The organism is Variovorax sp. CF079 (assembly GCF_900101545.1).
Lineage (GTDB): Bacteria > Pseudomonadota > Gammaproteobacteria > Burkholderiales > Burkholderiaceae_C > Variovorax.
Genome location: NZ_FMZU01000010.1, coordinates 217,205 through 242,462 on the forward strand (window position 1 = coordinate 217,205; position 25,258 = coordinate 242,462).

Annotated in this window: 25 protein-coding genes; 7 read left to right on the plus strand and 18 right to left on the minus strand. The window is 66.4% G+C overall.

Annotation, left to right across the window (positions count from 1 at the left end):
• Positions 1-13 precede the first annotated feature (13 nt).
• Genes BLS74_RS15645 through BLS74_RS15665 form a run of 5 tightly spaced genes read left to right on the plus strand, consistent with a single transcriptional unit; the run spans position 14 to position 5,502 of the window.
• Positions 14-1,534 (plus strand): 3-hydroxyacyl-CoA dehydrogenase, encoded by a 1,521-nt coding sequence (locus tag BLS74_RS15645; RefSeq protein WP_093107777.1) that lies wholly within the window; start codon positions 14-16, stop codon positions 1,532-1,534.
• A gap of 12 nt (positions 1,535-1,546) precedes the next feature.
• Positions 1,547-2,326 carry an oxepin-CoA hydrolase, alternative type gene (locus BLS74_RS15650; protein ID WP_093107779.1) on the plus strand — a complete coding sequence of 260 codons (780 nt, stop codon included), beginning with the start codon at positions 1,547-1,549 and terminating at the stop codon, positions 2,324-2,326.
• Positions 2,327-2,381: 55 nt separating this feature from the next.
• The gene (locus BLS74_RS15655) at positions 2,382-3,101 is read left to right on the plus strand and encodes a Crp/Fnr family transcriptional regulator (protein WP_093107781.1); all 720 of its coding nucleotides are present in this window, start codon (positions 2,382-2,384) and stop codon (positions 3,099-3,101) included.
• Between the two features lie 14 nt (positions 3,102-3,115).
• A complete protein-coding gene (locus BLS74_RS15660) occupies positions 3,116-4,204 on the plus strand; it encodes a phosphotransferase (RefSeq protein ID WP_093107782.1) in 1,089 nt (362 codons plus the stop codon).
• Positions 4,205-4,230: 26 nt separating this feature from the next.
• A complete protein-coding gene (locus BLS74_RS15665) occupies positions 4,231-5,502 on the plus strand; it encodes an acyl-CoA dehydrogenase family protein (RefSeq protein ID WP_093107784.1) in 1,272 nt (423 codons plus the stop codon).
• Here BLS74_RS15665 and BLS74_RS15670 read toward each other — a convergent pair whose 3' ends face one another.
• From BLS74_RS15670 to BLS74_RS15690, 5 genes are all read right to left on the minus strand, one after another.
• Complete coding sequence (locus tag BLS74_RS15670) at positions 5,503-5,982, minus strand: GNAT family N-acetyltransferase (protein WP_093107786.1); 480 nt, start codon at positions 5,980-5,982, stop codon at positions 5,503-5,505.
• Between the two features lie 4 nt (positions 5,983-5,986).
• The gene (gene glmM / locus BLS74_RS15675; protein WP_093107788.1) at positions 5,987-7,321 is read right to left on the minus strand and encodes a phosphoglucosamine mutase; all 1,335 of its coding nucleotides are present in this window, start codon (positions 7,319-7,321) and stop codon (positions 5,987-5,989) included.
• A complete protein-coding gene (gene folP, locus BLS74_RS15680; protein ID WP_093107790.1) occupies positions 7,318-8,178 on the minus strand; it encodes a dihydropteroate synthase in 861 nt (286 codons plus the stop codon). Before folP ends, glmM begins: the two co-directional genes overlap by 4 nt.
• A gap of 58 nt (positions 8,179-8,236) precedes the next feature.
• On the minus strand, positions 8,237-10,150 hold the full coding sequence (gene ftsH, locus BLS74_RS15685; protein WP_093107792.1) for an ATP-dependent zinc metalloprotease FtsH: 1,914 nt from the start codon (positions 10,148-10,150) through the stop codon (positions 8,237-8,239).
• 164 nt (positions 10,151-10,314) lie between these two features.
• Positions 10,315-10,983, minus strand: a complete 669-nt coding sequence (locus tag BLS74_RS15690; RefSeq protein ID WP_093107794.1) for an RlmE family RNA methyltransferase — start codon at positions 10,981-10,983, stop codon at positions 10,315-10,317.
• Between the two features lie 20 nt (positions 10,984-11,003).
• Here BLS74_RS15690 and BLS74_RS15695 point away from each other — a divergent pair, with 20 nt between their 5' ends.
• Positions 11,004-11,483, plus strand: a complete 480-nt coding sequence (locus BLS74_RS15695; RefSeq protein ID WP_093107796.1) for a YhbY family RNA-binding protein — start codon at positions 11,004-11,006, stop codon at positions 11,481-11,483.
• Positions 11,484-11,485: 2 nt separating this feature from the next.
• Positions 11,486-12,250: a glycosyltransferase gene (locus BLS74_RS15700; RefSeq protein WP_093107798.1), complete on the plus strand. Its 765-nt coding sequence runs from the start codon at positions 11,486-11,488 to the stop codon at positions 12,248-12,250.
• Here BLS74_RS15700 and BLS74_RS15705 read toward each other — a convergent pair whose 3' ends face one another.
• The 13 genes from BLS74_RS15705 to bamA form a co-directional block, all read right to left on the minus strand.
• Positions 12,251-12,664, minus strand: coding sequence for a DUF4149 domain-containing protein (locus BLS74_RS15705; protein WP_093107800.1), 414 nt, complete (start codon positions 12,662-12,664; stop codon positions 12,251-12,253). It lies immediately after the preceding gene.
• A gap of 8 nt (positions 12,665-12,672) precedes the next feature.
• A complete protein-coding gene (gene greA, locus BLS74_RS15710) occupies positions 12,673-13,152 on the minus strand; it encodes a transcription elongation factor GreA (RefSeq protein ID WP_093107802.1) in 480 nt (159 codons plus the stop codon).
• 66 nt (positions 13,153-13,218) lie between these two features.
• The gene (locus BLS74_RS15715) at positions 13,219-14,088 is read right to left on the minus strand and encodes a Kdo hydroxylase KdoO (protein WP_093107804.1); all 870 of its coding nucleotides are present in this window, start codon (positions 14,086-14,088) and stop codon (positions 13,219-13,221) included.
• A 10-nt stretch (positions 14,089-14,098) separates the two neighbouring features.
• Positions 14,099-17,335 (minus strand): carbamoyl-phosphate synthase large subunit, encoded by a 3,237-nt coding sequence (gene carB, locus BLS74_RS15720; protein ID WP_093107806.1) that lies wholly within the window; start codon positions 17,333-17,335, stop codon positions 14,099-14,101.
• Positions 17,328-18,512, minus strand: a complete 1,185-nt coding sequence (gene carA / locus BLS74_RS15725) for a glutamine-hydrolyzing carbamoyl-phosphate synthase small subunit (RefSeq protein ID WP_093107852.1) — start codon at positions 18,510-18,512, stop codon at positions 17,328-17,330. The genes carB and carA overlap by 8 nt, the downstream gene beginning before the upstream one ends.
• A gap of 136 nt (positions 18,513-18,648) precedes the next feature.
• On the minus strand, positions 18,649-19,428 hold the full coding sequence (locus BLS74_RS15730) for a TrmH family RNA methyltransferase (RefSeq protein ID WP_093107808.1): 780 nt from the start codon (positions 19,426-19,428) through the stop codon (positions 18,649-18,651).
• Positions 19,425-20,132 carry a ribonuclease HII gene (gene rnhB, locus BLS74_RS15735; RefSeq protein WP_093107810.1) on the minus strand — a complete coding sequence of 236 codons (708 nt, stop codon included), beginning with the start codon at positions 20,130-20,132 and terminating at the stop codon, positions 19,425-19,427. The genes BLS74_RS15730 and rnhB overlap by 4 nt, the downstream gene beginning before the upstream one ends.
• Complete coding sequence (lpxB, locus tag BLS74_RS15740; RefSeq protein WP_093107812.1) at positions 20,104-21,249, minus strand: lipid-A-disaccharide synthase; 1,146 nt, start codon at positions 21,247-21,249, stop codon at positions 20,104-20,106. Before lpxB ends, rnhB begins: the two co-directional genes overlap by 29 nt.
• 8 nt (positions 21,250-21,257) lie before the next feature.
• The gene (gene lpxA, locus BLS74_RS15745) at positions 21,258-22,046 is read right to left on the minus strand and encodes an acyl-ACP--UDP-N-acetylglucosamine O-acyltransferase (RefSeq protein ID WP_093107814.1); all 789 of its coding nucleotides are present in this window, start codon (positions 22,044-22,046) and stop codon (positions 21,258-21,260) included.
• A 13-nt stretch (positions 22,047-22,059) separates the two neighbouring features.
• Positions 22,060-22,503 (minus strand): 3-hydroxyacyl-ACP dehydratase FabZ, encoded by a 444-nt coding sequence (gene fabZ / locus BLS74_RS15750; RefSeq protein ID WP_093107816.1) that lies wholly within the window; start codon positions 22,501-22,503, stop codon positions 22,060-22,062.
• Positions 22,500-23,486, minus strand: coding sequence for a UDP-3-O-(3-hydroxymyristoyl)glucosamine N-acyltransferase (gene lpxD / locus BLS74_RS15755; protein WP_093107818.1), 987 nt, complete (start codon positions 23,484-23,486; stop codon positions 22,500-22,502). The genes fabZ and lpxD overlap by 4 nt, the downstream gene beginning before the upstream one ends.
• Positions 23,487-23,501: 15 nt before the next feature.
• The gene (locus tag BLS74_RS15760) at positions 23,502-24,032 is read right to left on the minus strand and encodes an OmpH/Skp family outer membrane protein (RefSeq protein ID WP_093107820.1); all 531 of its coding nucleotides are present in this window, start codon (positions 24,030-24,032) and stop codon (positions 23,502-23,504) included.
• Positions 24,032-25,258: outer membrane protein assembly factor BamA (bamA, locus tag BLS74_RS15765; protein ID WP_093107822.1), on the minus strand; the 1,227-nt coding region annotated here is incomplete at its 5' end. The genes bamA and BLS74_RS15760, both read right to left, overlap by 1 nt.

Consider the following 25,258-nt stretch of genomic DNA (forward strand, 5'->3'; position numbering starts at 1 on the left):
AGACAATTATCAAATGACTGTGAACTTTTCCAATGTGGGCATCATCGGTGCCGGCGCCATGGGGCGCGGCATCGCGCAGATCGCCGCGCAGGCCGGGAGCGAGGTCCTGCTGCTCGACAGCTTCGAGGGCGCCGCGGTCCGCGGACGCGATGCCATCCTCGCCCAGTGGCAGAAGCAGCACGAGAAGGGAAAACTGGACGAGGCGCAGCGCGATGCACTGTCCGCTCGTGTCCGCGCCGTCGAATCGGTCCAGGCGCTCGCTGGCTGCGAGCTGGTGATCGAAGCCGTGGTCGAAGACCTCGAGGTCAAGCGCAAGCTGTTCAGCGAACTCGAAGCGGTGGTCGCGCCCTCGGCCGTGCTGGCGACCAACACCTCATCGCTCTCGGTCACCGCCATCGCCGCGGTGATGGCGCATCCGCAGCGCATGGCGGGCTTTCATTTCTTCAACCCGGTGCCCCTGATGAAGGTGGTCGAGGTCGTGGCCGGCTTCAAGACCGAGGCCGAGGTCTGCCGCCGGCTCGCGGGCTACGCCGCGCAGATGGGCCACAGCGCTGTGCAGGCCAAGGACACGCCCGGCTTCATCGTCAACCACGCGGGACGCGGCTACGGCACCGAGGCGCTGCGCATCGCCGGGGAAGGCGTGGCGGACTTCGCCACCATCGACCGCATCCTCAAGGACCAGGCGGGCTTTCGCCTCGGGCCTTTCGAGCTGCTCGATCTGACGGCGCTCGATGTTTCCCATCCCGTGATGGAGTCGATCTACCGCCAGTACTACGAGGAGCCGCGCTTTCGGCCCAGCGTGATCACCGCGCAACGGCTCGCAGCGGGTGCGCTCGGTCGCAAGACCGGCGAAGGCTTCTATCGCTATGTCGACGGTGCGGCGCAGTTGCCCACCGAAGCGCCGGTGCCGACGGTCGACGCCGCCCCGGCCGTCTGGGTTTCGCCCCGCGCAGCACGGCGGCCCGATTTGCTGCGGCTCGTGCATGCGCTGGGCGCGCAGCTCGAAAGCGGCGCCACGCCCTCGCCCGCCGCATTGATCCTGGTCGCACCGCTGGGCTTCGACGTCACGACCGTCGCCGCCGTCGAACGGCTCGATGCGACGCGCACGGTCGGCATCGACCTGATGGTGGACGATGCAGCCACCAAGCGCCGCGTGCTGGCCACCAATCCCGCGACGCGGCGCGACGTGCGCGATGCGGCCCATGCGCTTTTCGCGCGCGACGGCAAGGCGGTAAGCGTGATCCGCGACAGCGGCGGCTTCGTCACCCAGCGCGTGATAGGCACCATCGTGAACATCGCCGCCGACATGTGCCAGCAGCGCGTCTGTTCGCCCGCCGACCTCGACGTCGCCGTTCGGTTGGGCCTCGGCTACCCTCAGGGTCCGCTGGCGATGGGCGACCTGTACGGGCCGACGAATGTGCTGGAAGTGCTCTTCAACCTCCAGACCGTGTATGGCGATCCCCGTTACCGCCCGAGCCCGTGGCTGCGCCGCCGTGGCGCACTGGGCCTGAGCCTCACGCATGAAGAAGAGTAAGAGACACCGACCATGACCGCAGAACTGAAAAGCACGAGCGAAGGACAGACCTTGGTGCTCACGCTCTCCAACCCCTCGCAGCGCAATGCGTTGGGCCCCGAGATGTACGCGGCCGGCATCGAGGCGCTCAGCGGCGCCGAGAACAGCGACGAGATCCGAAGTGTCGTGCTCGTGGGCGAAGGCGCATGGTTCTGCGCCGGCGGCTCCTTGCAGCGCCTTTCGGCCAATCGCGAGCGCGAGCCCGCAGTGCAGGCCGAGAGCATCGAGTCGCTGCACAACTGGATCGATTCGATCCGCACCTTTCCCAAGCCGGTGATCGCGGCCGTCGAGGGCGCCGCGGCCGGTGCCGGCTTCTCGCTCGCCGCGGCCTGCGACTTCATCGTCGCCGCGCGCGATGCAGTATTCGCCGCCTCGTACAGCACCGTCGCGTTGTCGCCGGACGGCGGCTTGAGCTGGCATCTCGCGCAGGCACTGCCTCGGCAGCTCGCGAGCGAATGGCTCATGCTCGGAGGGCGCATCGAGGCACAGCGCCTGCATGCGCTCGGCCTGGTGAATGAGATCACCGAGAGCGGCCAGGCCTTGAGTGCGGCGCTCGCGCTGGCGAACCGCCTCAACGCACGCGCGCCCAACGCGCTGGCCAGCATCAAGGAGCTGCTGAGCGAGGCGCGAGGCGCAACACTGGCTTCGCAGCTGTCGCAGGAACGCGACCACTTTGTGCGCAACCTGCACCACCGCAACGCCGGCATCGGGATCGCCGCTTTCCTCGCCAAGGAAACGCCGCGCTACGAGTAGCGGCACGTCGCTCTCGCGACAACCCTCAGCTTTTCAGTCACACACAGGACAGTCCATGGACGACCCCATTCTTACCATCGAAGAACGTGAAGCGATCAATGGTGGTCGCTGGTTCTCTTCTCTTTCTCCATCGCTTCGTCACGACATCCTCCGATGTGCTTTCGTCAAACGCTACAAGGACGGCGAGCTGATCGCTGCACGCGGCGACCCGCCCGAGCAGTGGATCGCTTGCGCCAAGGGCGCGGTGCGCGTGAGTTCGACGGCGGTCTCGGGCAAGCAGGTCACGCTGACCTATGTGGAGCCGGGCATCTGGTTCGGCGACGTGGCGATGTTCGACGGCGACCGTCGAACCCACGACGCCTACGCGCATGGCGAGACCACGATCCTTTGCGTGGCGCGCGCCGATTTCCAGAAGATCCTGTCGAATCATGTCGAGCTTTACGAGGCACTGATGCGCCTGCAAGCGCGCCGCATCCGCCAGCTCTTCGGGCTGGTCGAGGATCTCAACACGCTGCCCTTGCGCGCCAGGCTCGCCAAGCAGCTCATCCACCTGGTTCGCAGCTACGGCGTGCCGAACCTGGCGGACGGCAGCCAGATGCGCATCGGGCTGCACCTGGCTCAGGAAGAGCTGGCGCAGCTGCTCGGTGCCTCACGCCAGCGCGTGAACCAGGAGCTCAAGGCCATGGAGCGCGAGGATGCGATCCGCATCGAACCGGGCGGCCTGGTGGTGCTGGACCGCGCGGCGCTGATGCGCATTTCCGAAGCCGATCAATAAAAGACCGCAGAGACATGACCCAGGACTTCGACAACTTCGTCGGCACCCGCGCCGTATCCAAGCAGCACGTCTTCGACGTCGATGCGCTGACCGCCTGGCTCGACAAGAACCTGGACGGCTTCAAGGGGCCGCTCACGGTCGAAATGTTCAAGGGCGGCCAGTCCAACCCGACCTACAAGCTGGTCACGCCGACGCAAAGCTACGTGATGCGCGCCAAGCCCGGCCCGGTCGCCAAGCTGCTGCCTTCGGCCCATGCGGTCGAGCGCGAGTTCAAGGTCATGAGCGGCCTGGCCGGCACCGGCGTGCCGGTGCCGCGGATGTACTGCCTGTGCGAAGACGAAGCCGTTATCGGCCGCGCCTTCTACGTCATGGAATTCATGGCCGGGCGCGTGCTGTGGGACCAGTCGCTGCCGGGCATGAGCAATGCCGAGCGGGCCGCCGTCTACGACGAGATGAACCGCGTCATCGCGGCGCTCCACACCGTGAAGTTCGCCGAGCGCGGCCTGGCCGACTACGGCAAGCCCGGCAACTATTTCGAGCGCCAGATCGGCCGCTGGAGCAAACAGTACGTGGCCTCGATCACGCAGCCCATCCCCGAAATGGACCGTCTGATGGAATGGCTGCCCGCCCACATCCCGGCCAGCGCGCGCGACGAGAAGATGACCTCGATCGTGCACGGCGACTACCGGCTCGACAACCTGATGTTCCACGCCACCGAGCCGCGTGCGATCGCCGTGCTCGACTGGGAACTGTCGACGCTGGGCCATCCGCTGGCCGATTTCAGCTACCACTGCATGTCGTGGCACATCGCGCCGGGTTCGTTCCGCGGCATCGGCGGCCTCGACCTGAAGAGCCTGGGCATCCCGACCGAGAGCGAATACATCCGCAAGTACTGCGACCGCACCGGCATCACGACGCCGGAGGCGCTCGCGACCGACTGGAATTTCTACCAGGCCTACAACCTGTTCCGCATGGCCGCGATCCTGCAGGGCATCGCCAAGCGGGTCGAGGCCGGTACCGCGTCGAGCGAGCAAGCCGTGGCCTCGGGCCGCGGTGCGCGACCGATGGCCGAGATGGCCTGGCAATTCGCACAACGGGCCTGAGCCTTCCCCATTTCAAAGGAGACCCCATGGATTTCGAATATTCGGCCAAGACCAAGGACTTGCAGAAGCGCGTCACCGCTTTCATGGAAGACCACATCTACCCGGCTGAAGCCGAGTACGCGGCCGAATTGGCCGCCAACACCGCGGCCGGCAAGCGCTGGACCGCGCTCAAGACGGTCGAGAAGCTCAAGCAGAAGGCGAAGACCCAGGGCCTTTGGAACCTGTTCCTGCCGGTCGACAGCGCCGCTGCCTCGGGCTACGAAGGCGCCGGCCTCACCAACCAGGAATACGCGCCGCTGGCCGAGATCATGGGCCGCGTGCCATGGGCCAGCGAGGCCTTCAATTGCTCGGCGCCCGACACCGGCAACATGGAAACCATTGCGCGCTACGGCTCGGACGAGATCAAGGCGCGCTGGCTCAAGCCGCTGCTGGAAGGCGAGATCCGCTCGGCCTTCGCGATGACCGAACCGGAGGTCGCGTCGAGCGACGCCACCAACATCGCCACGCGCGTCGAACGGCAGGGCGACGAGTACGTCGTCAACGGCCACAAGTGGTGGATCTCGGGCGCGGCCGATCCGCGCTGCGCGGTCTTCATCACCATGGGCAAGAGCGACCCGGAGGCGCCGCGCCACTCGCAGCAAAGCATGATCGTGGTGCCGGCCGATGCCAAGGGCATCCGCATCGTGCGCCCGCTCAACGTGATGGGCTACGACGACGCGCCGCACGGCCACGTCGAGATGTACTTCGAGAACGTTCGCGTGCCGGCCGGCAACATGCTGCTCGGCGAAGGCCGCGGCTTCGAGATCGCGCAGGGCCGCCTCGGCCCGGGACGCATCCATCACTGCATGCGCCTGATCGGCCTGGCCGAACGCGCCCTGGAGTTGATGTGCAAGCGCGCCTCGTCCCGCATCGCCTTCGGCAAGGCCGTCGCCTCGCAGACCGTGACGCAGGAACGCATCGCCGAGGCGCGCTGCAAGATCGACATGGCGCGCCTGCTCACGCTGAAGGCCGCATGGCTGATGGACGTGGCCGGCAACAAGGTCGCCAAGAACGAGATCGCGATGATCAAGGTGGTCGCGCCGAGCATGGCTTGCCAGGTGATCGACTGGGCCATGCAGGTGCACGGCGGCGGCGGCATGTCCGACGACTTCCCGCTCGCCTACGCCTATGTCGGCGCGCGCGCCCTGCGCTTCGCCGACGGTCCGGACGAAGTGCACCGCAATGCGATCGCCAAGTGGGAGCTGGGCAAGTACGCCCCCGGCAAGGGCGACAGCGACATGCCCGTCACGCGCTTCTGATCAGAGCTTCTTCTGCAGGAACATGGCCGAGCCGAAGGCCGGGTCGAGCTGGTAGCCGGCAAAGCCTTCACGCTCGTAGGCGCGCAGCGCGCTGCGGTTGCCGGAGAGCACCTCGAGCGTGAGCTTGCAGGCGCCACGCACGCGAGCCTCTTCCTCGACACGCGCCAGCATGCGCTGCGTGACCCGCTGGCCGCGGTGGCTGGCCAGCACGACCACATCGTGCACATTGACCAGCGGCTTGCAGGCAAAGGTCGAGAAGCCTTCGATGCAGTTGACGAGGCCGATCGGCTGCGCTGCGTCGTAGGCCAGCACGCTGAAGGCCTGCGGCCGCGCGGCCAGCGCCTCGGGCAGTTCATCCAGCACCTGGGACGCCAGCGGCGTGCCGCCGCCGGCGGGATCGCGCGCATAGCTGTCCAGCAGCTCGACCAGCGCACGCGCATGCGCCGGGTTGCGGTAATCGGCGAGCAGGACGTCGATCACGCGTTCAACCCGCTTCGACGGCCGCGACCAGGCGTCTTGCGCAGGCCTCGGCCTGCGCTGCGTCGCGCGCCTCGACCATCACGCGCAGCAGCGGCTCGGTGCCGCTGGGGCGGATCAGCACGCGGCCTGCATCGCCCAGTTCGGCCTCGGCGCGCCGGGTTTCGGCCGCCAGCGCCTGGTTGGCTTTCCAGTCCTGCCCCTCGGCCAATCGGACATTGATGAGCGTCTGCGGAAAGAGCGTGACATCGGCCAGCAGCTCGTCCACGCGTTTGCCGCTGCGCTGGCAGGCCTGCAGCACCTGCAGCGCACTCACGATGCCATCGCCCGTCGTGTGGCGATCGAGCGCGAGCAGGTGGCCGGAGCCCTCGCCTCCGAGCAGCCAACGGCGCTTTTCCAGCTCTTCCAGCACATAGCGGTCGCCCACGCGCGTGCGCACGAACTCGATGCCCTGCTTGCGCAGCGCAACTTCGACCGCCTTGTTGGTCATCAGCGTCCCGACCACGCCAGAAGGTTTCTCACCGCGCGCGATGCGCTCCATCACCATCAGGTAGAGCAGTTCGTCGCCGTTGAACAGGCGCCCGCTCGCGTCCACCAGCTGCAAGCGGTCGGCATCGCCGTCGAGCGCAATGCCGTAGTGCGCGCCCTGCGCCCGGACCGCATCGATCAGCGCCTGGGGATGCGTGGCGCCGAAGCCCTTGTTGATGTTCAGGCCGTCGGGCGCGCAGCCGATGCTGATCACGTCCGCACCGAGCTCATGGAACACTTGCGGTGCCACCTGGTAGGCAGCGCCGTGGGCACCGTCGACCACCAGCTTCAGACCGCGCAGCGTCAGGTCGTTGGCAAAGGTGCTCTTGCAGAACTCGATGTAGCGGCCCGGCGCATCGTTGAGCCGGCGCGCCTTGCCGAGCTGTGCCGAATCGGCCCAGACGGGCGGCTCTTCGAGCGCGGCTTCGACCGCCAGCTCCCATTCGTCGCTGAGCTTGGTGCCATGTGCGCTGAAGAACTTGATGCCGTTGTCCGGATAGGCGTTGTGGCTGGCGCTGATCACGACACCCAGGCTGGCCCGCTGTGCGCGCGTCAGGTAGGCCACGCCCGGTGTCGGCAGCGGCCCCAGCAGCATCACGTCGACGCCGGCCGAGTTGAAGCCCGATTCGAGCGCCGACTCCAGCATGTAGCCCGAGATGCGCGTGTCCTTGCCGATCAGCACGGTCGGGCGCGCCTCCGTCTTCTTGAGCACGCGGCCGACGGCATGCGCGAGCCGCAGCACGAAGTCGGGCGTGATCGGCGCCTGGCCGACCGTGCCGCGGATGCCGTCGGTGCCGAAGTATTTTCTTGTCATGGATGTGGCTCCTGCAGTGCTTGTTGTTGTCGTTTCATCGCGCGCCATACGGCCAGCGCGGCGACCGTTTCGCGCACATCATGCACGCGCAGGATCGATGCGCCGCGCTCGACGGCCAAGACCGCCGCCGCCACGCTGGGCACCATGCGCTCGGCCGCCGATTCGATGCCGGTGACGGCGCCGAGCGAAGACTTGCGCGACCAACCGATCAAGAGCGGCCAGCCGGCGGCGAGCAGCTCCTGCTGGCGTGCGAGCAAGGCGAAATTCTGCGCCACGGTCTTGCCGAAACCGATGCCCGGGTCGAGCACGATGCGATCCGAACCGACGCCCAACGCCAGCAGTTCCTTCGCACCCTGCGTCAGGAAGGCACGCACTGCGGGGAGCACGTCGCCCTCCATGGGGGCCGCCTGCATGGTCTGCGGGTCGCGGTGCATGTGCATCAGGCAGACACCGCACGAGGGATGCGCCGCCACGGCCTGCCGTGCGCCGAGTTGCCGCAGCGCCCACACGTCGTTGACGATGTCGGCACCGAGCCCCAGCACCGCGCGCATCACCTCGGGTTTGTAGGTATCGACCGAGACCGGCACGCCCAACTTCACCGCCTCGCTCACCACCGGCAGCACGCGATCCAGTTCCTCCGCCAGCGGTACGGCAGGACTTCCGGGCCTCGTGGACTCGCCGCCGATGTCGAGGATGTCGGCGCCCTCTTCCACCAGTTGAACGCAATGCCGCACCGCAGCTTCGGTCGAGGCATGGGCGCCGCCGTCGGAAAAGGAATCGGGCGTGACGTTGACGATGCCCATCACGCGCGGCTGCGCGAGGTCGATGGCAAAGCGCGTCGTGCGCCAGATCGTCATACGCCCTTCCAAAGAAAAAACGGGGCCAGAGGCCCCGTCGATAGCCAAAGCATCATGCTCAAGCCGCTGTCGGCGCCGGATCCGGGTTCACCGCCGGCGTACCGCCGCTGCCGCCGCCCGAGGGCGGGATGCGCGGCGTCCAGTCCTTGGGCGGACGCGGTGCGCGGCCGGCCATGATGTCGTCGAGCTGCTCGGTGTCGATGGTTTCCCATTCGAGCAGCGCCTTGGCCATGGCGTGCATCTTGTCGCTGTTCTCCTCGATCAGGCGGCGCGCCAAGGCGTACTGCTCGTCGATGATGCGGCGCACCTCGGCATCGACCTTCTGCATGGTCGACTCGCTCATGTTGGTGGTCTTGGTGACCGAGCGGCCGAGGAAGACTTCGCCCTCGTTCTCGGCGTAGACCATCGGGCCCAGCGATTCGGTCATGCCGTAGCGCATCACCATGTCGCGCGCGATCTGCGTGGCACGCTCGAAGTCGTTGCTGGCGCCGGTGGTCATCTGGTGCATGAACACTTCTTCGGCGATACGGCCGCCAAACAGCATGCTGATCTGGTTCAGCATGTACTCGCGGTCGTAGCTGTAGCGGTCCTGCGCCGGCAGGCTCATCGTCACGCCCAGCGCGCGGCCGCGCGGAATGATGGTGACCTTGTGGACCGGGTCGCACTTGGGCAGCAGCTTGCCGATCAGCGCGTGGCCGGACTCGTGGTAGGCCGTATTGCGACGCTCTTCCTCGGGCATGACCATGCTCTTGCGCTCGGGGCCCATGAAGATCTTGTCCTTGGCCTTCTCGAAGTCCTGCATCTCGACCACGCGCGCATTGCGGCGCGCAGCCATCAGCGCGGCCTCGTTGCACAGGTTGGCCAAGTCGGCGCCCGACATGCCCGGGGTGCCGCGCGCGATGATGCTCGGGTTCACGTCCTGGCCGAGCGGCACCTTGCGCATGTGCACGTTGAGGATCTGCTCGCGGCCGCGGATGTCCGGCAGCGTCACGTAGACCTGGCGGTCGAAACGGCCCGGGCGCAGCAGCGCGGCGTCCAGGATGTCAGGGCGGTTGGTCGCAGCGACCACGATCACGCCGAGATTGGTTTCGAAACCGTCCATCTCGACCAGCATCTGGTTGAGCGTCTGCTCGCGCTCGTCGTTGCCGCCGCCCAGGCCCGCACCGCGCTGGCGACCGACGGCGTCAATTTCGTCGATGAAGATGATGCAGGGGGCGTTCTTCTTGGCGTTCTCGAACATGTCGCGCACACGGGCCGCGCCCACGCCGACGAACATCTCGACAAAGTCCGAACCGGAAATCGAGAAAAACGGCACCTTGGCCTCGCCGGCGATGCCCTTGGCCAGCAAGGTCTTGCCGGTGCCGGGCGGCCCGACCAGCAGCAGCCCGCGCGGGATGCGGCCGCCGAGCTTCTGGAACTTGGCCGGGTCCTTCAGGAAGTCGACGACCTCCTTCACTTCCTCCTTGGCCTCGTCGCAGCCTGCGACGTCGGCGAAGGTGACCTGGTTGTTGTTTTCGTCGAGCATGCGCGCCTTGCTCTTGCCGAAGCTGAAGGCGCCGCCCTTGCCGCCGCCCTGCATCTGGCGCATGAAATAGACCCAGACGCCGATCAGCAGCAGCATCGGACCCCAGCTCACCAGCAGCGTCATGAGGAGCGAGCCCTCTTCGCGCGGCTTGACGTCGAACTTGACGTTGTTGGCGATCAGGTCGCCGACCAGGCCGCGGTCGAGGTAGGTGGCCGTCGTGCGGATCTTGCGGTCGTCATTGGTGATCGCGACGATCTCGCTGCCGCCCTGGCCTTCCTGGATGGTCGCGCTCTTGATGCGGTTGCTGCGGACTTCCTCGAGGAAGTCGGAGTAACCGACATTGCCGGCGCCGGCGACGCCGCGGGTGTCGAACTGCTTGAACACAGTGAACAACACCATCGCAATGACGAGCCAGACGGCAACTTTGGAAAACCACTGATTGTTCAAACGAAGCTCCAGTCGAAAGCGCGTGACACGAAAAACAAAAAACGCGCTAGGGCACGCAATTGGCACCCATTTTAGGCTTTTCAACCTGCGAAATGCCGGAATTTCCCTATAGCAGCCATAGGACGCGCACGGTTTTGAGGCAAATGCCGGCCGGCGCCCGGGTATCAATTCGTATCGACGTTCTTGAGCCCGATGCCCACCATGAAGGTCTCCGACGATTTGTCGCGCGAAGCCTTGGGTTTCAAGGGCTTTACCACCCGGAAGTTGCTCTTGAACAGCTGCGTCAGCTCGCTGTAGCCGCTGCCGTGGAAAAGTTTGGCGACCAGTGCGCCTTCAGGCTTCATGTGGTGGCGCGCGAAGTCGATTGCAAGCTCGATCAGATGCGCGACGCGGGCTGCGTCGGCCGAGGCGATGCCAGACAGGTTGGGCGCCATGTCGGACACGACGACGTCGGCGAGCCGGCCGTCCATGGCCTGCGCAAGCCGCTCCAGCACTTCGGCCTCGCGGAAGTCGCCCTGCAGGAAGGTCACGCCCTCGATCGGCTCCATCGGCAGGATGTCGAGCGCGATGATGATGCCGTCCAGCTCACCGGCCGCTGCCCCGCTCGGCGACAGCCTGCGCCGCACATACTGGCTCCAGGCGCCGGGCGTCGAGCCCAGGTCGACCACCAGTTGCCCCGGCCGGATCAGGCCCAGCGTCTCGTCGATTTCCTTGAGCTTGTAGGCCGCGCGGGCCCGGTATCCCTCCCGCGTGGCCAGCTTCACGTAGGGGTCGTTGATGTGGTCATGCAGCCACGCCTTGTTGAGCTTCTTGGCTTTGGGTTTGGGATTCATTGACGCTCGATAATACGGGGATGCCCGCCATTCAACTTACCCCTGCGCAGCGCAAGGTGCACCGCTCCGAAGCGCACCATCTGGACCCGATCGTCATGATCGGCGGCGACGGGCTGACGCCGGCCGTCAAGAAGGAAGCCGATGCCGCGCTCAAGGCCCACGGCCTGATCAAGGTGCGCGTTTTCTCCGACGACCGCCCGGCCCGCGAAGCCATGCTGCAAACCCTGGCCGAGGACCTGAACGCGGCGCCGATCCAGCACATCGGCAAGCTGCTCGTGCTCTGGCGCCCCATCCCCGAAAAAGCGCGCGAGATCGACGAGGACCGCATGCCGGGTCCGCGCGACGTCAAGGTGATCAAGTACAGCAAGCGCGGAGGACAGCGCCCGGAGATCAAGACGCTTCGGGTGCTCGGCAACCAGCGGCTGACGCCCGGCGGCACCATCAAGCGTGCCAAGGCCAAGAAGCCGCTGTCGGTCAAGAAGCGTCGCCAGGCGGACTGAGGATGCCGATCGAGTCAACGGCAGGGCCGCAGCGTCACATCCTCTGCATGAAATGGGGCACGAAATACGGGCCCGACTACGTCAACCGCCTCTACGCGATGGTGCGTCGCCACCTGAGCGGCGACTTCAACTTCGTCTGCCTGACCGACGACAGCCAGGGCATCCGAAGCGAGGTGCAGTGCTTTCCGATCCCGCCATTGGACCTCGAGCTCAAGCCGGGACAGGTCGACCGCGCCTGGAAGAAGCTGACCACCTTCGAACGGGACCTCTACGGCCTGCGCGGCCGGGCGCTGTTCATCGATCTCGACGTGGTCGTCGTGGGCAGCCTGGACGCCTTTTTCGAGCATCCCGGCGAGTTCCTGATCATTCACGACTACGCCCGTCCCTGGCGGCGCCGGCGCATCACTGGCAATTCGTCGGTGTACCGCTTCGAGCTCGGCGCACATCCCGACGTGCTGGCGCATTTCCGCGAGAACATGGATGCGGTGCAGGCCGAGTACCGCAACGAGCAGACCTACCTGTCGGATTTTCTCTACCACCATGGCAAGCTGGCCTACTGGCCGGCCGAGTGGTGTCCGAGCTTCAAGTACCACGGCATTCCGACCTGGCCCACCAACTACTGGCGCGAGCCCTTCGTGCCCGAAGGCGCGCGCATCATGGTCTTCCACGGGGAATGCAATCCGCCCGATGCGCTGGCCGGGCGGCGCAACCGGCGCTTCCGCTTCATCCGGCCGGCGCGCTGGATCACCAGCTTCTGGAAGGCCTGATCAGTCGGGGCGGCGCCCCATGCGCCAGAGCAGCACTCCGGCGCAGAGCCACTGGCCGAGGTACATGGCACTGCCGAGCGAGTGCCAGAGCCCGAGGTTCTCCCGCGCCAGGATGCGGGGCGCGACGGCGTATTCCTGCAGCAGCGCCAGCAGCAGTGCCACGACGATCCAGGCAACCGCGACGCGTGACGATCGATCCACGCGCTCTTGGATCTTCGACCTGAAATAGGTCAGGAGCGCCAGTCCGCAGGCCAACGCAACCCAGCTCTGGGCCGCGAACAGCCGTCCCGCGAAATTGCCCGCCATGGCCGGATTCCCGAGCTTGGCGAACAGCATCGGCACGACCAGGAAGCCGATCGTCGTCAGGCTGCCCCACCAGAGGGCTGCCAACAGCAGCGCGACGCGGTCCTTCACCCGTGAATTCAGAGGTAGCTGACGCCGACGATCTCATAGCGCTTCACCCCGCCCGGTGCCTGCACCTCGGCGGTATCGCCCTCTTCCTTGCCGATCAGCGCGCGCGCGATCGGGCTGGAGACGTTGATGAGGCCGAGCTTCAGGTCGGCTTCGTCCTCGCCGACGATCTGGTACTTGACCGCGTCGCCGCTGTCTTCATCTTCCAGTTCGACTGTCGAACCGAAAACGACCTTGCCGCCCGCGTCGAGGTCGGAGGGATCGATGATCTGGGCGTTCGAGAGCATGCCCTCGATCTGCTTGATGCGGCCTTCGATCCAGCCTTGGCGCTCCTTGGCGGCGTCGTAGTCTGCGTTCTCGCTGAGGTCGCCCTGGGCGCGGGCCTCGGCGATCGCCGTGATGATGGCGGGCCGCTCGACGGACTTCAGGCGTTGCAGCTCGTCACGAAGTTTCTCCGCACCGCGCTTGGTAATCGGAATGGTGGTGGCCATGTTTTGTCTCTCCAGAAAGCGAAACCGCCGAACGCTGCCGTTCGGCGGTTCATGGAAGGAAAAGGATCAGACGAGTTGACGTCCGGTCAGCCGGCTCAGGATGGCGAGCGGGCTCGAATCGGGATTGTATTGCCTCGCGGCGGGCAGGTGCAGCGTCTGCTCGAGCATGTACTGGCCGGACATCACGGCATGCGAGGTCTGGTCCGAGAAGCACACCCATACCGATCCGGCCGGGAACGGCACGGTTTGCTGCTGCGCGTTCTTCTGGTACTCCAGGTCGGACTTCATGCCGTCGTGCAGTTGCAGCATCAGATGGTCGTATTCGCTGCGCAAGGACTTGGTGACGCGCAGCGCCCGCAGCATGCGGGCCTGCCAGCGCGAGTAAGGCTTGGCACGCGGCAGGAAGCGCTTGGCCACGGTCTCGAAGGGCTCACCGACCCGCCAGACGCGCGGCGCGCCCTCGGGATTGACATTGGTGAACACACGCAGGATGCGCTCGCCGTAGTTGGGGCGCGACGGGAACGAGTCGATGTGCAGCCGCCGGTCGTCGGCCCGCCACGACTGGACGCGTGTTTCCACCTGCGCCGGGCGGTAGCTGGTCGGCGCCAGTCGCAGGGCCGGCGTGTAGTGCGGCAGCAATCCGTGGATCAGCTGCTGCGACTGCGCACGAAAACGCCCGACCATTGCCGCCACGGCCTGCTGCACGCCCTCGTCGCCCGCCACGCCCTTCAGGCGCCCTTCGGCATCCAGACTGATGTTGCGGACGCCTGGCGACAGCACCGCGGGCGAGAACAAGGCCCGTTCTTCAGGCCGCAGCTCGAAGGGGAGCCGCGGGAAATACAGCACCTTGCCAGCCTCGAGCGCGGCGATCCACGCTTCGTTCGGCGCAGCGCCGTTCCAGTCGGCCAGGTCGAGCTCGACGAGCTGCGTTTCCATGGACAACTCTTCAGGCGAGCGCGAACTGCGCGAGTTGCGCGTGCATTTCCTGGATCGAGATCACGTCGAGTTCGTCCATGTGCCGCATGCCTTCGACCGCGGCTTCGGCGCCGAAGATGGTGGTGAAGGTGGTCACGCGGGCCAGCAGCGCCGAGGTGCGGATCTGGCGCGAGTCGGTGATCGCGTTGCGGCGCTCTTCCACCGTGTTGATGACCAGCGCGATCTCGTTGTTCTTGATCATGTCGACGATGTGCGGCCGGCCCTCGGTCACCTTGTTCACCACGGCGCAGGCGATGCCCGCCGCGTTGATGGCGGCGGCGGTGCCCTTGGTCGCGATCAGTTCGAAGCCCAGCGCAGCCAGGCCACGCGCCACTTCCACCGCGCGTGCCTTGTCGTTGTTCTTGACCGAGATGAACACCTTGCCCGACTTCGGCAGATGGGTGCCGGCGCCGAGTTGCGACTTCACGAACGCCTCGCCGAAGGTCTTGCCCACGCCCATCACTTCGCCGGTCGACTTCATCTCCGGGCCGAGGATGGTGTCCACGCCGGGGAACTTGACGAAGGGGAACACCGCCTCCTTGACGCTGAAGTACGGCGGCGTGACTTCGCGCGTGACGCCCTGCGAAACCAGCGACTGGCCCGCCATGCAGCGCGCCGCCACCTTGGCCAGCTGGATGCCAGTGGCCTTGCTCACGTAGGGCACCGTGCGCGAGGCGCGCGGATTCACTTCGAGCACGTAGATGACGTCCCGTCCGTCCTTTTCCTGGATCGCGAACTGCACGTTCATGAGGCCGACGACATTGAGCGCCTTGGCCATGGCGGCGCTTTGCCGCTTGAGCTCGGCCACGGTATCGGCCTTGAGGCTGTAGGGCGGCAGCGAGCAGGCGGAGTCGCCGGAGTGCACACCGGCCTGTTCGATGTGCTCCATCACGCCGCCGATCAGGGTGTTGCCCTCGGCATCGCGCAAGCAGTCGACATCGCATTCGACGGCGTCGTTCAGGAAGCGGTCCAGCAGCACCGGCGAATCGTTGCTGACCTTGACGGCTTCGCGCATGTAGCGTTCGAGGTCGCGCTGCTCGTGCACGATCTCCATCGCGCGGCCGCCGAGCACATAGCTGGGGCGCACCACCAGCGGATAGCCCAGCTGGGTGGCTTTCTCGAGCGCTTCCGCCTCGGTGCGCGCGGTCGCGTTCGGCGGCTGGCGCAGCTGGAGCTCATTCAGCAGCTTCTGGAAACGCTCGCGATCTTCGGCCGCGTCGATCATGTCGGGGCTGGTGCCGATGATCGGCACGCCGTTGGCTTCGAGGTCGAGCGCGAGCTTGAGCGGCGTCTGGCCGCCGTACTGCACGATCACGCCGGTCGGCTTTTCCTTGTCGACGATCTCGAGCACGTCCTCGAGCGTGAGCGGCTCGAAGTAGAGGCGGTCGCTGGTGTCGTAGTCGGTCGAGACGGTCTCCGGATTGCAGTTGACCATGATGGTCTCGTAGCCGTCCTCGCGCATCGCGAGTGCCGCATGCACGCAGCAGTAGTCGAACTCGATGCCCTGGCCGATGCGGTTGGGGCCGCCGCCGAGCACCATGATCTTCTTCTTGTCCGTCGGCGCGGCCTCGCACTCGTCCTCGTAGGTCGAGTACATGTAGGCGGTGTTGGTCGCGAACTCGGCCGCACAGGTGTCGACGCGCTTGTAGACCGGGCGCACGCCGAGCGCGCGGCGCTTCTCGCGGACCGCGGTGTCGGTGGTCTTGAGCTGCCTGGCGAGGCGACGGTCGGAGAAACCCTTCTTCTTCAGCGCGAGCAGGGTGCTCTTGTCGATGTCGTCCAGCGACTTGGTTTCGAGCTCGAGCTCGATCTTCACGATCTCCTCGATCTGCACCAGGAACCAGGGGTCGATCTTGGTCAGCGCGAACACTTCGTCGACGGAGAGGCCCATGGCGAAGGCATCGCCGACGTACCAGATGCGGTCGGGGCCGGGCTCGCCCAGCTCTTTTTCGAGCACTTCGCGGTCCTGCGTCTTCTCGTTGAGGCCGTCGACGCCGACCTCCAGGCCGCGCAGCGCCTTCTGGAACGATTCCTGGAAGGTGCGGCCCATGGCCATCACCTCGCCCACCGATTTCATCTGCGTGGTCAGGCGCGAGTCGGCCTGCGGGAATTTCTCGAAGGCGAAACGCGGGATCTTCGTGACCACGTAATCGATGCTGGGCTCGAAGCTCGCCGGCGTGGCGCCGCCGGTGATCTCGTTGCGCAGCTCGTCGAGCGTATAGCCCACGGCCAACTTGGCCGCGACCTTGGCGATCGGGAAGCCGGTGGCCTTGGAGGCCAATGCCGAGGAGCGCGAGACGCGCGGGTTCATCTCGATCACGACCATACGGCCGTCCTTCGGATTGATCGAGAACTGCACGTTGGAGCCGCCGGTGTCGACGCCGATCTCGCGCAGAACGGCCAGCGAGGCGTTGCGCAGGATCTGGTATTCCTTGTCCGACAGGGTCTGGGCAGGGGCGACCGTGATCGAGTCGCCGGTGTGCACGCCCATCGGGTCCAGGTTTTCGATCGAGCAGACGATGATGCAGTTGTCCGCCTTGTCGCGCACCACCTCCATCTCGTACTCTTTCCAGCCGAGCAGCGACTCCTCGATCAGCAGCTCGTTGGTCGGCGAGGCTTCGAGGCCGCGCTTGCAGATGGTCTCGAACTCTTCCGGGTTGTAGGCGATGCCGCCGCCGGTGCCGCCGAGCGTGAAGCTGGGGCGGATCACCACCGGGAAGCCGACCGTCTTCTGGACTGCCCAGGCTTCGTCGAGCGAGTGGGCGATGCCCGAGCGCGCCGAGCCCAGGCCGATCTTGGTCATCGCGTCCTTGAACTTCAGCCGGTCTTCGGCTTTGTCGATCGCCTCGGGCGTGGCGCCGATCAGCTCCACCTTGTACTTGTCGAGCACGCCGTTGCGCCAGAGGTCGAGCGCGCAGTTGAGCGCGGTCTGCCCGCCCATGGTCGGCAGGATGGCGTCGGGGCGTTCCTTGACGATGATTTTTTCGACCGTCTGCCAGGTGATCGGCTCGATGTAGATCACGTCGGCCGTGGCCGGGTCGGTCATGATCGTCGCGGGGTTGCTGTTGATCAGGATGACCTTGTAGCCCTCCTCGCGCAGTGCCTTGCAGGCCTGCACGCCGGAGTAGTCGAACTCGCAGGCCTGGCCGATGATGATCGGGCCGGCGCCGATGATGAGAACGCTCTGGAGGTCGGTGCGCTTAGGCATTCTTCTGTCCTTCTTTGTGACTTTGCATGAGTGCCGTGAAGCGGTCGAAAAGGTAGCCGATGTCGTGAGGCCCGGGCGAGGCCTCCGGATGGCCCTGGAAGCAGAAGGCCGGCTTGTCGGTGCGTGCCAGGCCTTGCAGCGTGTTGTCGAACAGGCTGATGTGGGTGGGCCGCAGGTTGGCGGGCAGCGTCTTCTCGTCGACCGCGAAGCCGTGGTTCTGACTCGTGATGCTCACGCGGCCGTTGTCCAGGTCTTTCACGGGATGGTTGGCGCCGTGATGGCCGAACTTCATCTTGAAGGTCTTCGCGCCGGAGGCGAGCGCCATGATCTGGTGGCCCAGGCAGATGCCGAAGACCGGAATGCCGGTTTCGATCAGTTCGCGCGTGGCCTCGATGGCGTAGTCGCAGGGCTCGGGGTCGCCCGGGCCGTTGGCCAGGAAGATGCCGTCCGGACGCAGCTTGAGCACGTCGGCCGCCGGCGTCTGTGCCGGCACTACCGTGATGCGTGCGCCGCGCTGGGCGATCATGCGCAGGATGTTCTTCTTGACGCCGTAGTCGAAGGCCACGACGTGGAACTTGGGCGTGATCTGCACGCCGTATCCGGCACCGAGTTTCCACTCGGTCTGCGTCCACTCGTAGGTCTCCTTGACCGACACCACCTTGGCCAGGTCGAGCCCGGACATGCTGGGTACGGCCCGGGCAGCGGCCACGGCCTTGTCGATCAGCGCCTGCGTCACGGCCTCGCCCGCAGCGAGGCCGAGGATGCAGCCGTTCTGGGCGCCGTTCGTGCGCAGATGGCGCGTGAGCTTGCGCGTGTCGATGTTCGCGATGGCGACCGTGTTGCCGCGCACCAGGTAGTCGGTCAGCGTGGCCGTCTTGCGGAAGTTGGACGCGACCAGCGGCAGGTCCTTGATGATCAGGCCAGCGGCATGGATCTTGTCGGACTCGATGTCTTCCTCGTTGACGCCGTAGTTGCCGATGTGCGGATACGTGAGCGTCACGATCTGCTGGCAATAGCTCGGGTCGGTCAGGATTTCCTGGTAACCGGTCATGGCGGTGTTGAACACCACTTCGCCAGTGGTGGCGCCTTGGGCGCCGATCGAGTTGCCGAGAAAGACCGTGCCGTCTGCAAGCGCCAGGATGGCGGGCGGGAAATTTCCCTTGAGAGACAAAAGCACAGGGATCTCCGGATGGATGACGCCCAAAGCGAACCCAAGAAGTGACTTTGGGCTGCGACTTTCGTCGAGGAGTTGGCTTGCGTGCGCTGTGGGCGGGGTGTGAGCGGGAAAGCCCTTGATTATAGCCGGCGCGGGCTTATCCCTTGGCCGCGGCGGCACTCGCATGCAGGCAGATCGCCGCCGCCGCCGCGACGTTGAGCGACTCCTCGCCGCCCGGCTGCGCAATGCGCACATGCCGGGCGGCGCGCGTCTCCAGGATGGCGGAAACGCCCTGCCCTTCGTGCCCCATCAACCAGGCGCACGGGTACGGCAGCTGCGTGCGATGCAGCCAGTCGCCGCGGTGCGAACTGGTGGCGATCCAGGGCACAGTCAGCGCATCCAGCATCTGGATGTCCGCGCCCTCGATCAGCTGCAGCCCGAAATGCGCACCCATGCCGGCACGCAGCACCTTGGGCGCCCATAGCGCGGCGGTGCCCTTGAGCGCGATCACCTGGCCGAAGCCGAAGGCCGCCGCGCTGCGCAGGATGGAGCCGACATTGCCGGCATCCTGGAGGCGATCGAGCACCACGGTGGGCGCATCGGGGGTGACCGCCGGCGGCGCCGGCAGTTCGAGTACGAAGCCCATCGGAGCGGGCGACTCCAGACCGCTCACGCCGGCGAGCAAGGCATCGGCCAGCACCACGGTCTTGGCCGCCACCCCGCTCCATTCGGAGCGCGCCGAAGGCCACAGCGACTCGGCAAAGACCGCCACGGCCGGCCGGACGCCGCGCTCGCGCGCGGCGCGGCACAGGTGATCGCCTTCGAGCCAGACCCGGCCCGCCTTGCGGTAGGCACCCGGGTCGTGCGCCAGCTTGCGCAATTCCTTCAGGAGCGGGTTGTCCCGCGACGTGATGTGGCTGACCTCGTCCGCGGTCATGGGGCGATCCGCACCTCGATCTGGGTCGTTTCCGCGACCATTTCGCTCAACATCGCCGCCGTCATGGGCTCCGTCTGCCCCGTCGCGCGTGCGAGTACGGCAGCGACCGGGCTGAAGGATCTGCGGTGGTGCACGCAAGCGCCGTGGCGCAACAGCGCCTCCAGGTGCTCTGGTGTGCCATAGCCCTTGTGGCCCGCGAAGCCATAGTGCGGGAATTCGGCGTGCAGTTCCTGGCAGAGCCGGTCACGGTGCACCTTGGCCAGGATCGAGGCGGCCGAGATCGCCTTCACGCGCGCGTCGCCGCCGACGACGGCCTCGGCCAGCACGTCCAGCCTGGGCAGCCGGTTGCCGTCGACCAGCACCTTTGCCGGCTTCAGCCGCAGGCCCTCGACCGCGCGCCGCATGGCCAGCATCGTCGCCTGGAGGATGTTGTGGGTGTCGATCTCCTCCACGCTGGCCTGCGCCACCGAGCAGCACAGTGCCTTGGCCAGGATCTGGTCGTTCAGGCGCTCGCGCTGCAGCGCGGTCAGGGTCTTCGAATCGGCCAGGCCACGGATCGGCCGCTCGTCGTCGAGGATCACGGCCGCGGCAACGACCGGGCCGGCCAGCGGGCCGCGGCCGGCCTCGTCGACGCCGGCCAGGAGCCCGGGAGCGTCCCAAGCGAGCGTGGCCTGCTCAGCCTTCAAGAACTTTCTGGATCGCATCGGCGCACAGTGTCGGCGTATCGCGCTGCAATTCGGCATGCAGCGTGCAAAAACGTTGTTGCAAGGCGTGAACCTTGTCCGGCGAGGCAAGCCAGGCGAGCGTCGCGTCGGCCATCGCCTGGGGCGTCGCCGCCTCCTGCAGCAGTTCGGGCACGACGAATTCGCCGCACAGGATGTTCGGCAGACCCACCCAGGGCTGCAGCTGCTTGCGGCGCATGAGCGCCCACGAAAGCTTGTTCATGTTGTAGGCGATCACCATCGGCCGCTTGAACAGCGCGGCTTCGAGCGTCGCGGTCCCGCTGGCGATCAGGGTGGCGTCGCAGGCCGCGAGCGCGGCGTGCGAACGGCCGTCGAGCAGTTTCACGCGGCCGGCCATGCCGCTGGCCTGCAGCAGTTGCTCGACCTCGTCCCGGAGGCCCGGCAGCACGGGCGCGATGAACTGAAGTTCAGGCCGCTCGCGCAGCATCAGCGTGGCCGCTTCGAAAAAGCCTGCGGCGAGGTAGCGGATCTCCGAGCGCCGGCTGCCCGGCAGCAAGGCGACGACCGGCGCTTCCGCGTCCAATCCCAACGCGGCGCGTGCGCCCGCCTGGTCGGGCGCCATCGGGATCACGTTGGCGATCGGATGGCCAACGTAGCTTGCTGCGATCCCGTGTTCGGCCAGCAGCGCGGGCTCGAACGGAAAGATGCACAGCACATGATCGGCCGCTGTGCGCAGCTTCTCCGCGCGTTCCGGGCGCCAGGCCCAGATCGAGGGGCAGACGAAATGCGCCGTCTTCATGCCGCTGGCCCGCAACGCGGCTTCGAGGTCCAGATTGAAGTCCGGCGCATCGACGCCAATGAAGAGTTCGGGCCGGTCAAGCAGCAGCCGGGCACGGAGCCGGCGCCGGATGCCGGCGATTTCGGCGTAGTGGCGCAGCACCTCGACATAGCCGCGCACCGCCAGTTTTTCCTGCGGCCACCAGCTCTCGAAGCCGCGCGCCAACATCTGCGGGCCGCCGATGCCGACGGCCTTCATGGCCGGCCAGCGCGAGAGCAAGCCGTCGAGCAGCAGCCCGGCCAGCAGGTCGCCCGAGGGCTCGCCCGCGACCAGCGCAAACTGTCGCTGTACCTCCGACATGCGGTGCCCTAGCGCGCGATGCCGCGCGTGGCGCTGGACAGGAAGCCGCTCATCATCGCGACATCGGCGGCCGATTCGGGTACTTCGATGGCCAGGGCCTCGATGGCGGCGCGGGCCTCCTCGAGCGTCTTGCCCTGACGGTACAGCAGCCGGTGCATCTGCTTGACGGCCGCGATCCGTGCCGCGGAGAAATCGCGGCGGCGCAAGCCGACCACATTGAAGCCGCGCACCGCCAGCGGATTGCCGTCGACCAGCATGAAAGGCGGCACGTCCTGCGCCACCGCGCTGGCAAAGCCGATCATCGCGTGGGCACCGACCGAGACGAACTGGTGAATGCCGGTCAGCCCGCCCACCGTCACCCAGTCCGCCAGGTGCACGTGGCCCGCCAGCGTCGTGTTGTTGGCGAGCGTGGCGTGGTCGTCGACGCGGCAGTCGTGCGCGATGTGCGTGTAGGCCATGATCCAGTTGTCGCTGCCCACGCGCGTCACGCCGCCGGCCCCCGGCACGCCGATGTTGAAGGTGCAGAACTCGCGGATCGTGTTGCGCTCGCCGATCACGAGTTCGGTCGGTTCGCCCGCGTACTTCTTGTCCTGCGGAACGGCGCCCAGCGATGCGAACTGGAAGATGCGGTTGTCGCGGCCGATGGTGGTGCGCCCCTCGATCACGCAATGCGCGCCGATCGTGGTGCCGGCGCCGACCCGCACATGCGGACCGATCACGGCATAGGGGCCGACGCTGACCGTCGGGTCGAGTTCGGCCTTGGGGTCGACGATGGCCGTCGGATGAACCTGCGTCATGCCTCGAGCACGATCAATTGATCTGGCGCATGGCGCACATCAAGGTGGCCTCGCAAGCCAGCTCGCTGCCGACCAGCGCGCGCCCTTTGAACTTCGAGATGCCGGCCTTCATGCGCTCGATCTCGACCTCGAGCGTCAGCTGGTCGCCCGGCTCCACCGGACGCTTGAAGCGCGCGCCGTCGATGGCCGCGAAGTAGTACACGGTGTTGTCGTCCGGCACGATGTCCAGCGAATGGAAGGACAGCAGGGCCGCGGCCTGCGCCATCGCCTCGAGCATCAGTACGCCGGGCATCACCGGCCGGTGCGGGAAGTGGCCGTTGAAGAACGGCTCGTTCATGGTCACGTTCTTGAGCGCGGTGATGCGCTTGCCCTTTTCCATCGCGAGCACGCGGTCTACCAGCAGGAAGGGGTAGCGGTGCGGCAGCAGTTTGAGGATCTGATGGATGTCGAGCGTCATGATTTTCTGTCTTGCACCACCGGTTTTTCAAGCGCCTTCAGGCGCTCGCGCAGAGCGTGCAGTTGTTTGAGCGTGGCGGCGTTTTTCTCCCAGGCGGCATTGTCGTCGATGGGAAATACGCCGGTGTACTGGCCGGGCTTGAGAATGGACCGGGTCACCACCGTCGCGGCCGAAATGTGCACCCCATCGGCCAGCTTCAGGTGGCCGAGCACGATCGCGCCGCCGCCGATGGTGCAGTTCGCACCGATGTCCGCGCTGCCCGCCACGCCGACGCAGCCCGCCATGGCGGTGTGCTTGCCGACGCGGACGTTGTGGCCGATCTGGATCAGGTTGTCGAGCTTGACGCCGTCTTCGATCACGGTGTCTTCGAGCGCACCGCGATCGATGCAGGTGTTGGCGCCTATCTCCACGTCGTCGCCGATGCGTACCGCGCCGAGCTGCTCGATCTTGACCCAGGCGCCCTCGTGCGGCGCGAGCCCGAAGCCGTCGGCCCCGATCACGACGCCCGGATGCAGCAGGCAACGCGCGCCGATGACGCAGTCCTCGCTCACCGTCACCCTGGACTTCAGCACCGTTTCTGCGCCGATGCGCACGCCACGCTCGACGACGCACAGCGCGCCGATACGCGCGCTGGGGTCGATCTGCGCGCCGGGGTCGATCACCGCGCTGGGATGGATGCGCGCGCTGTCTGGCCTGGCATGAGATTGCTTCCAGAGCTGGGTCAGACGCGCGAAATAGAGGTAGGGGTCGGCCGTCACGATGAACGACCCGCGCTGGGCCGCCAGCTCCCGCATGGCAGGCGACACGATGACGCAGCCTGCTTGCGAGGCAGTGAGCTCTTTACGGTACTTGGGATGGCTCAGGAAACTGAGCGCGTCGTCCTGCGCCGTCGCCAACGGCGCAAGCCGCTCGATCGACAGCGCGGGGTCACCCTGCAGTTCGCCCCCGAGGGCCTCAACGATTGCGCCTAGCCGCAGTGCCACGCCGGTTCGCGGCCGCTATTTGCCGCCGGCAGAAGTGGACGCATTCAGCGCCTTGATCACCTTCTCGGTGATGTCGTGCTTCGGATTGATGTAGATCGCTTCCTGCAGGATCGCGTCGTACTTCTCGGCCTCTGCCACCTGCTTGACCACGCGGTTGGCGCGTTCGTAGACCTGCTGCAGCTCTTCGTTCTTGCGCGCGTTGAGGTCTTCCTGGAATTCGCGGCGGCGGCGCTGGAAGTCACGGTCCTGGTCGACCAGGGCACGCTGACGGGCCACGCGCTGGCTCTCGGACAGGGTCGGCGCCTCGCGCTCGAACTTTTCGGAAGCAGCCTTGAGGGCTTCGCCCTGCCCCGTCAGGTCCTTCTCGCGCTTCAGGAACTCGGACTCGAGCTTCGCCTGCGCGGCCTTGGCAGGCTGCGCTTCACGCAACACGCGATCGGGATTGACGAAACCGATGCGGAAAGTTTCCTGCGCGTGCGCGAGCCCGCCCGCGAGGGCGAAAGCGGGGATCAGCAGCGCACCGGCGGCGCGAAGCAATGGATTCATTAGAAAGAGGTTCCGATCTGGAATTGCAGGCGTTGAATTCTATCCTTCGGGATCGGATGCAGCGGGTCGGTCAGGTCTTCATCCTGCTGCCTGACCGGGATGGCGTAAGCCAGGCGCAGCGGCCCCAGCGGCGAGATCCAGCTGATGCCCAGGCCCACCGAGGCGCGGAGCTTCTTCGCCGCCTTCCACTGGGCGTCGGTCGAGAAGGCATCGCGCGTGCCGAACACGTTGCCGATGTCGAAGAAGCCGTAGAGGCGCAGCGTGCGGTCGTTGCCGGCGCCCGGGAACGGCGTGCTGAGTTCGGCGTTGAAGATCGCCTTCTTGGTGCCGCCCAGCGCCGCGCCTTCGGTCTGCCCCAGCAGCGGCACGTCGCGGGGCCCCAGCGAGTTCTGCTCGAAGCCGCGGACCGACCCCAGGCCGCCCGCGTAGAAGTTCTTGAAGATCGGGTACGGCTTGCCGCCGTATTCCTTGCCGTAGCCGAGCTCGCCGTTGATCGCAAAGGTGTACTGCTTGCTGATCGGAAAGAACTGCTGATACTGGTAGTTGGTCTTCAGGTACTTCATGTCGCCGCCCACGCCCACCTCGAGGTTGGCGCGCTGCAGGCGTCCGCGGGTCGGCAGCAGCGCGCTGTCGCGGTCGTCGCGCGACCAGCCGATGGTCAACGGCACGCCCCAGACGCTGTCGTTGGTACAGCCGGTGACAAGGCCCGACGCGCTGGTGCTGCAGCCGAAGTAGCGCCGGTACGACTGCGGTGTCAGGAAAGCGACGTTGCCGCCCGGGTCGAAGCGGTAGCGCTCCAATCCGGCGCCGAAGAAGACCGTGTCGACTTCGCTGAACGGCACGCCGAAGCGGATGCTGCCGCCTTCATTGACCAGCCGGTAGTCGCCGTCGACGCTGTAGTAGGGCCGCGTGGTCGTGTGGTAGATGCCGAAGGTGCGCGAGATGCCGTCCTTCGTGAAGTAGGGGTCCGTGGTCGTCAGCGAGAGCGCCCGGTTGTATTTGCTGGTGTTGACCTGAAGGCCGAGGTAGTTGCCGGAACCGAAAACATTCTCCTGCGCGATACCGAAGGTGAACGACACCTTCTCGGCACTGGAAAAACCTGCGCCCAGTTGCAGCGTACCGGTCGGTTTTTCGGCCACGTTGATCGTCAGGTCGACCTGGTCCGGCGAGCCCGGCACCTCCTGCGTCTCCACATTCACCTCGGTGAAGAAGCCCAGGCGGTCCAC

Excerpts from the sequence above, each read along its gene's own strand:
- BLS74_RS15665 (WP_093107784.1), top strand. The coding sequence starts at position 4,231 with ATGGATTTCGAATATTCGGCCAAGACCAAGGACTTGCAGAAGCGCGTC.
- BLS74_RS15700 (WP_093107798.1), top strand. The coding sequence starts at position 11,486 with ATGCCGATCGAGTCAACGGCAGGGCCGCAGCGTCACATCCTCTGCATG.
- fabZ (WP_093107816.1), bottom strand. The coding sequence starts at position 22,503 with ATGACGCTCGACATCCATCAGATCCTCAAACTGCTGCCGCACCGCTAC.
- BLS74_RS15715 (WP_093107804.1), bottom strand. The coding sequence starts at position 14,088 with ATGGAAACGCAGCTCGTCGAGCTCGACCTGGCCGACTGGAACGGCGCT.
- BLS74_RS15650 (WP_093107779.1), top strand. The coding sequence starts at position 1,547 with ATGACCGCAGAACTGAAAAGCACGAGCGAAGGACAGACCTTGGTGCTC.
- rnhB (WP_093107810.1), bottom strand. The coding sequence starts at position 20,132 with ATGCGATCCAGAAAGTTCTTGAAGGCTGAGCAGGCCACGCTCGCTTGG.
- BLS74_RS15660 (WP_093107782.1), top strand. The coding sequence starts at position 3,116 with ATGACCCAGGACTTCGACAACTTCGTCGGCACCCGCGCCGTATCCAAG.
- BLS74_RS15690 (WP_093107794.1), bottom strand. The coding sequence starts at position 10,983 with ATGAATCCCAAACCCAAAGCCAAGAAGCTCAACAAGGCGTGGCTGCAT.
- folP (WP_093107790.1), bottom strand. The coding sequence starts at position 8,178 with ATGACGATCTGGCGCACGACGCGCTTTGCCATCGACCTCGCGCAGCCG.
- BLS74_RS15730 (WP_093107808.1), bottom strand. The coding sequence starts at position 19,428 with ATGACCGCGGACGAGGTCAGCCACATCACGTCGCGGGACAACCCGCTC.
- greA (WP_093107802.1), bottom strand. The coding sequence starts at position 13,152 with ATGGCCACCACCATTCCGATTACCAAGCGCGGTGCGGAGAAACTTCGT.
- lpxA (WP_093107814.1), bottom strand. The coding sequence starts at position 22,046 with ATGACGCAGGTTCATCCGACGGCCATCGTCGACCCCAAGGCCGAACTC.
- BLS74_RS15760 (WP_093107820.1), bottom strand. The coding sequence starts at position 24,032 with ATGAATCCATTGCTTCGCGCCGCCGGTGCGCTGCTGATCCCCGCTTTC.
- BLS74_RS15655 (WP_093107781.1), top strand. The coding sequence starts at position 2,382 with ATGGACGACCCCATTCTTACCATCGAAGAACGTGAAGCGATCAATGGT.
- glmM (WP_093107788.1), bottom strand. The coding sequence starts at position 7,321 with ATGACAAGAAAATACTTCGGCACCGACGGCATCCGCGGCACGGTCGGC.
- BLS74_RS15695 (WP_093107796.1), top strand. The coding sequence starts at position 11,004 with ATGCCCGCCATTCAACTTACCCCTGCGCAGCGCAAGGTGCACCGCTCC.
- lpxB (WP_093107812.1), bottom strand. The coding sequence starts at position 21,249 with ATGTCGGAGGTACAGCGACAGTTTGCGCTGGTCGCGGGCGAGCCCTCG.
- carB (WP_093107806.1), bottom strand. The coding sequence starts at position 17,335 with ATGCCTAAGCGCACCGACCTCCAGAGCGTTCTCATCATCGGCGCCGGC.
- BLS74_RS15645 (WP_093107777.1), top strand. The coding sequence starts at position 14 with ATGACTGTGAACTTTTCCAATGTGGGCATCATCGGTGCCGGCGCCATG.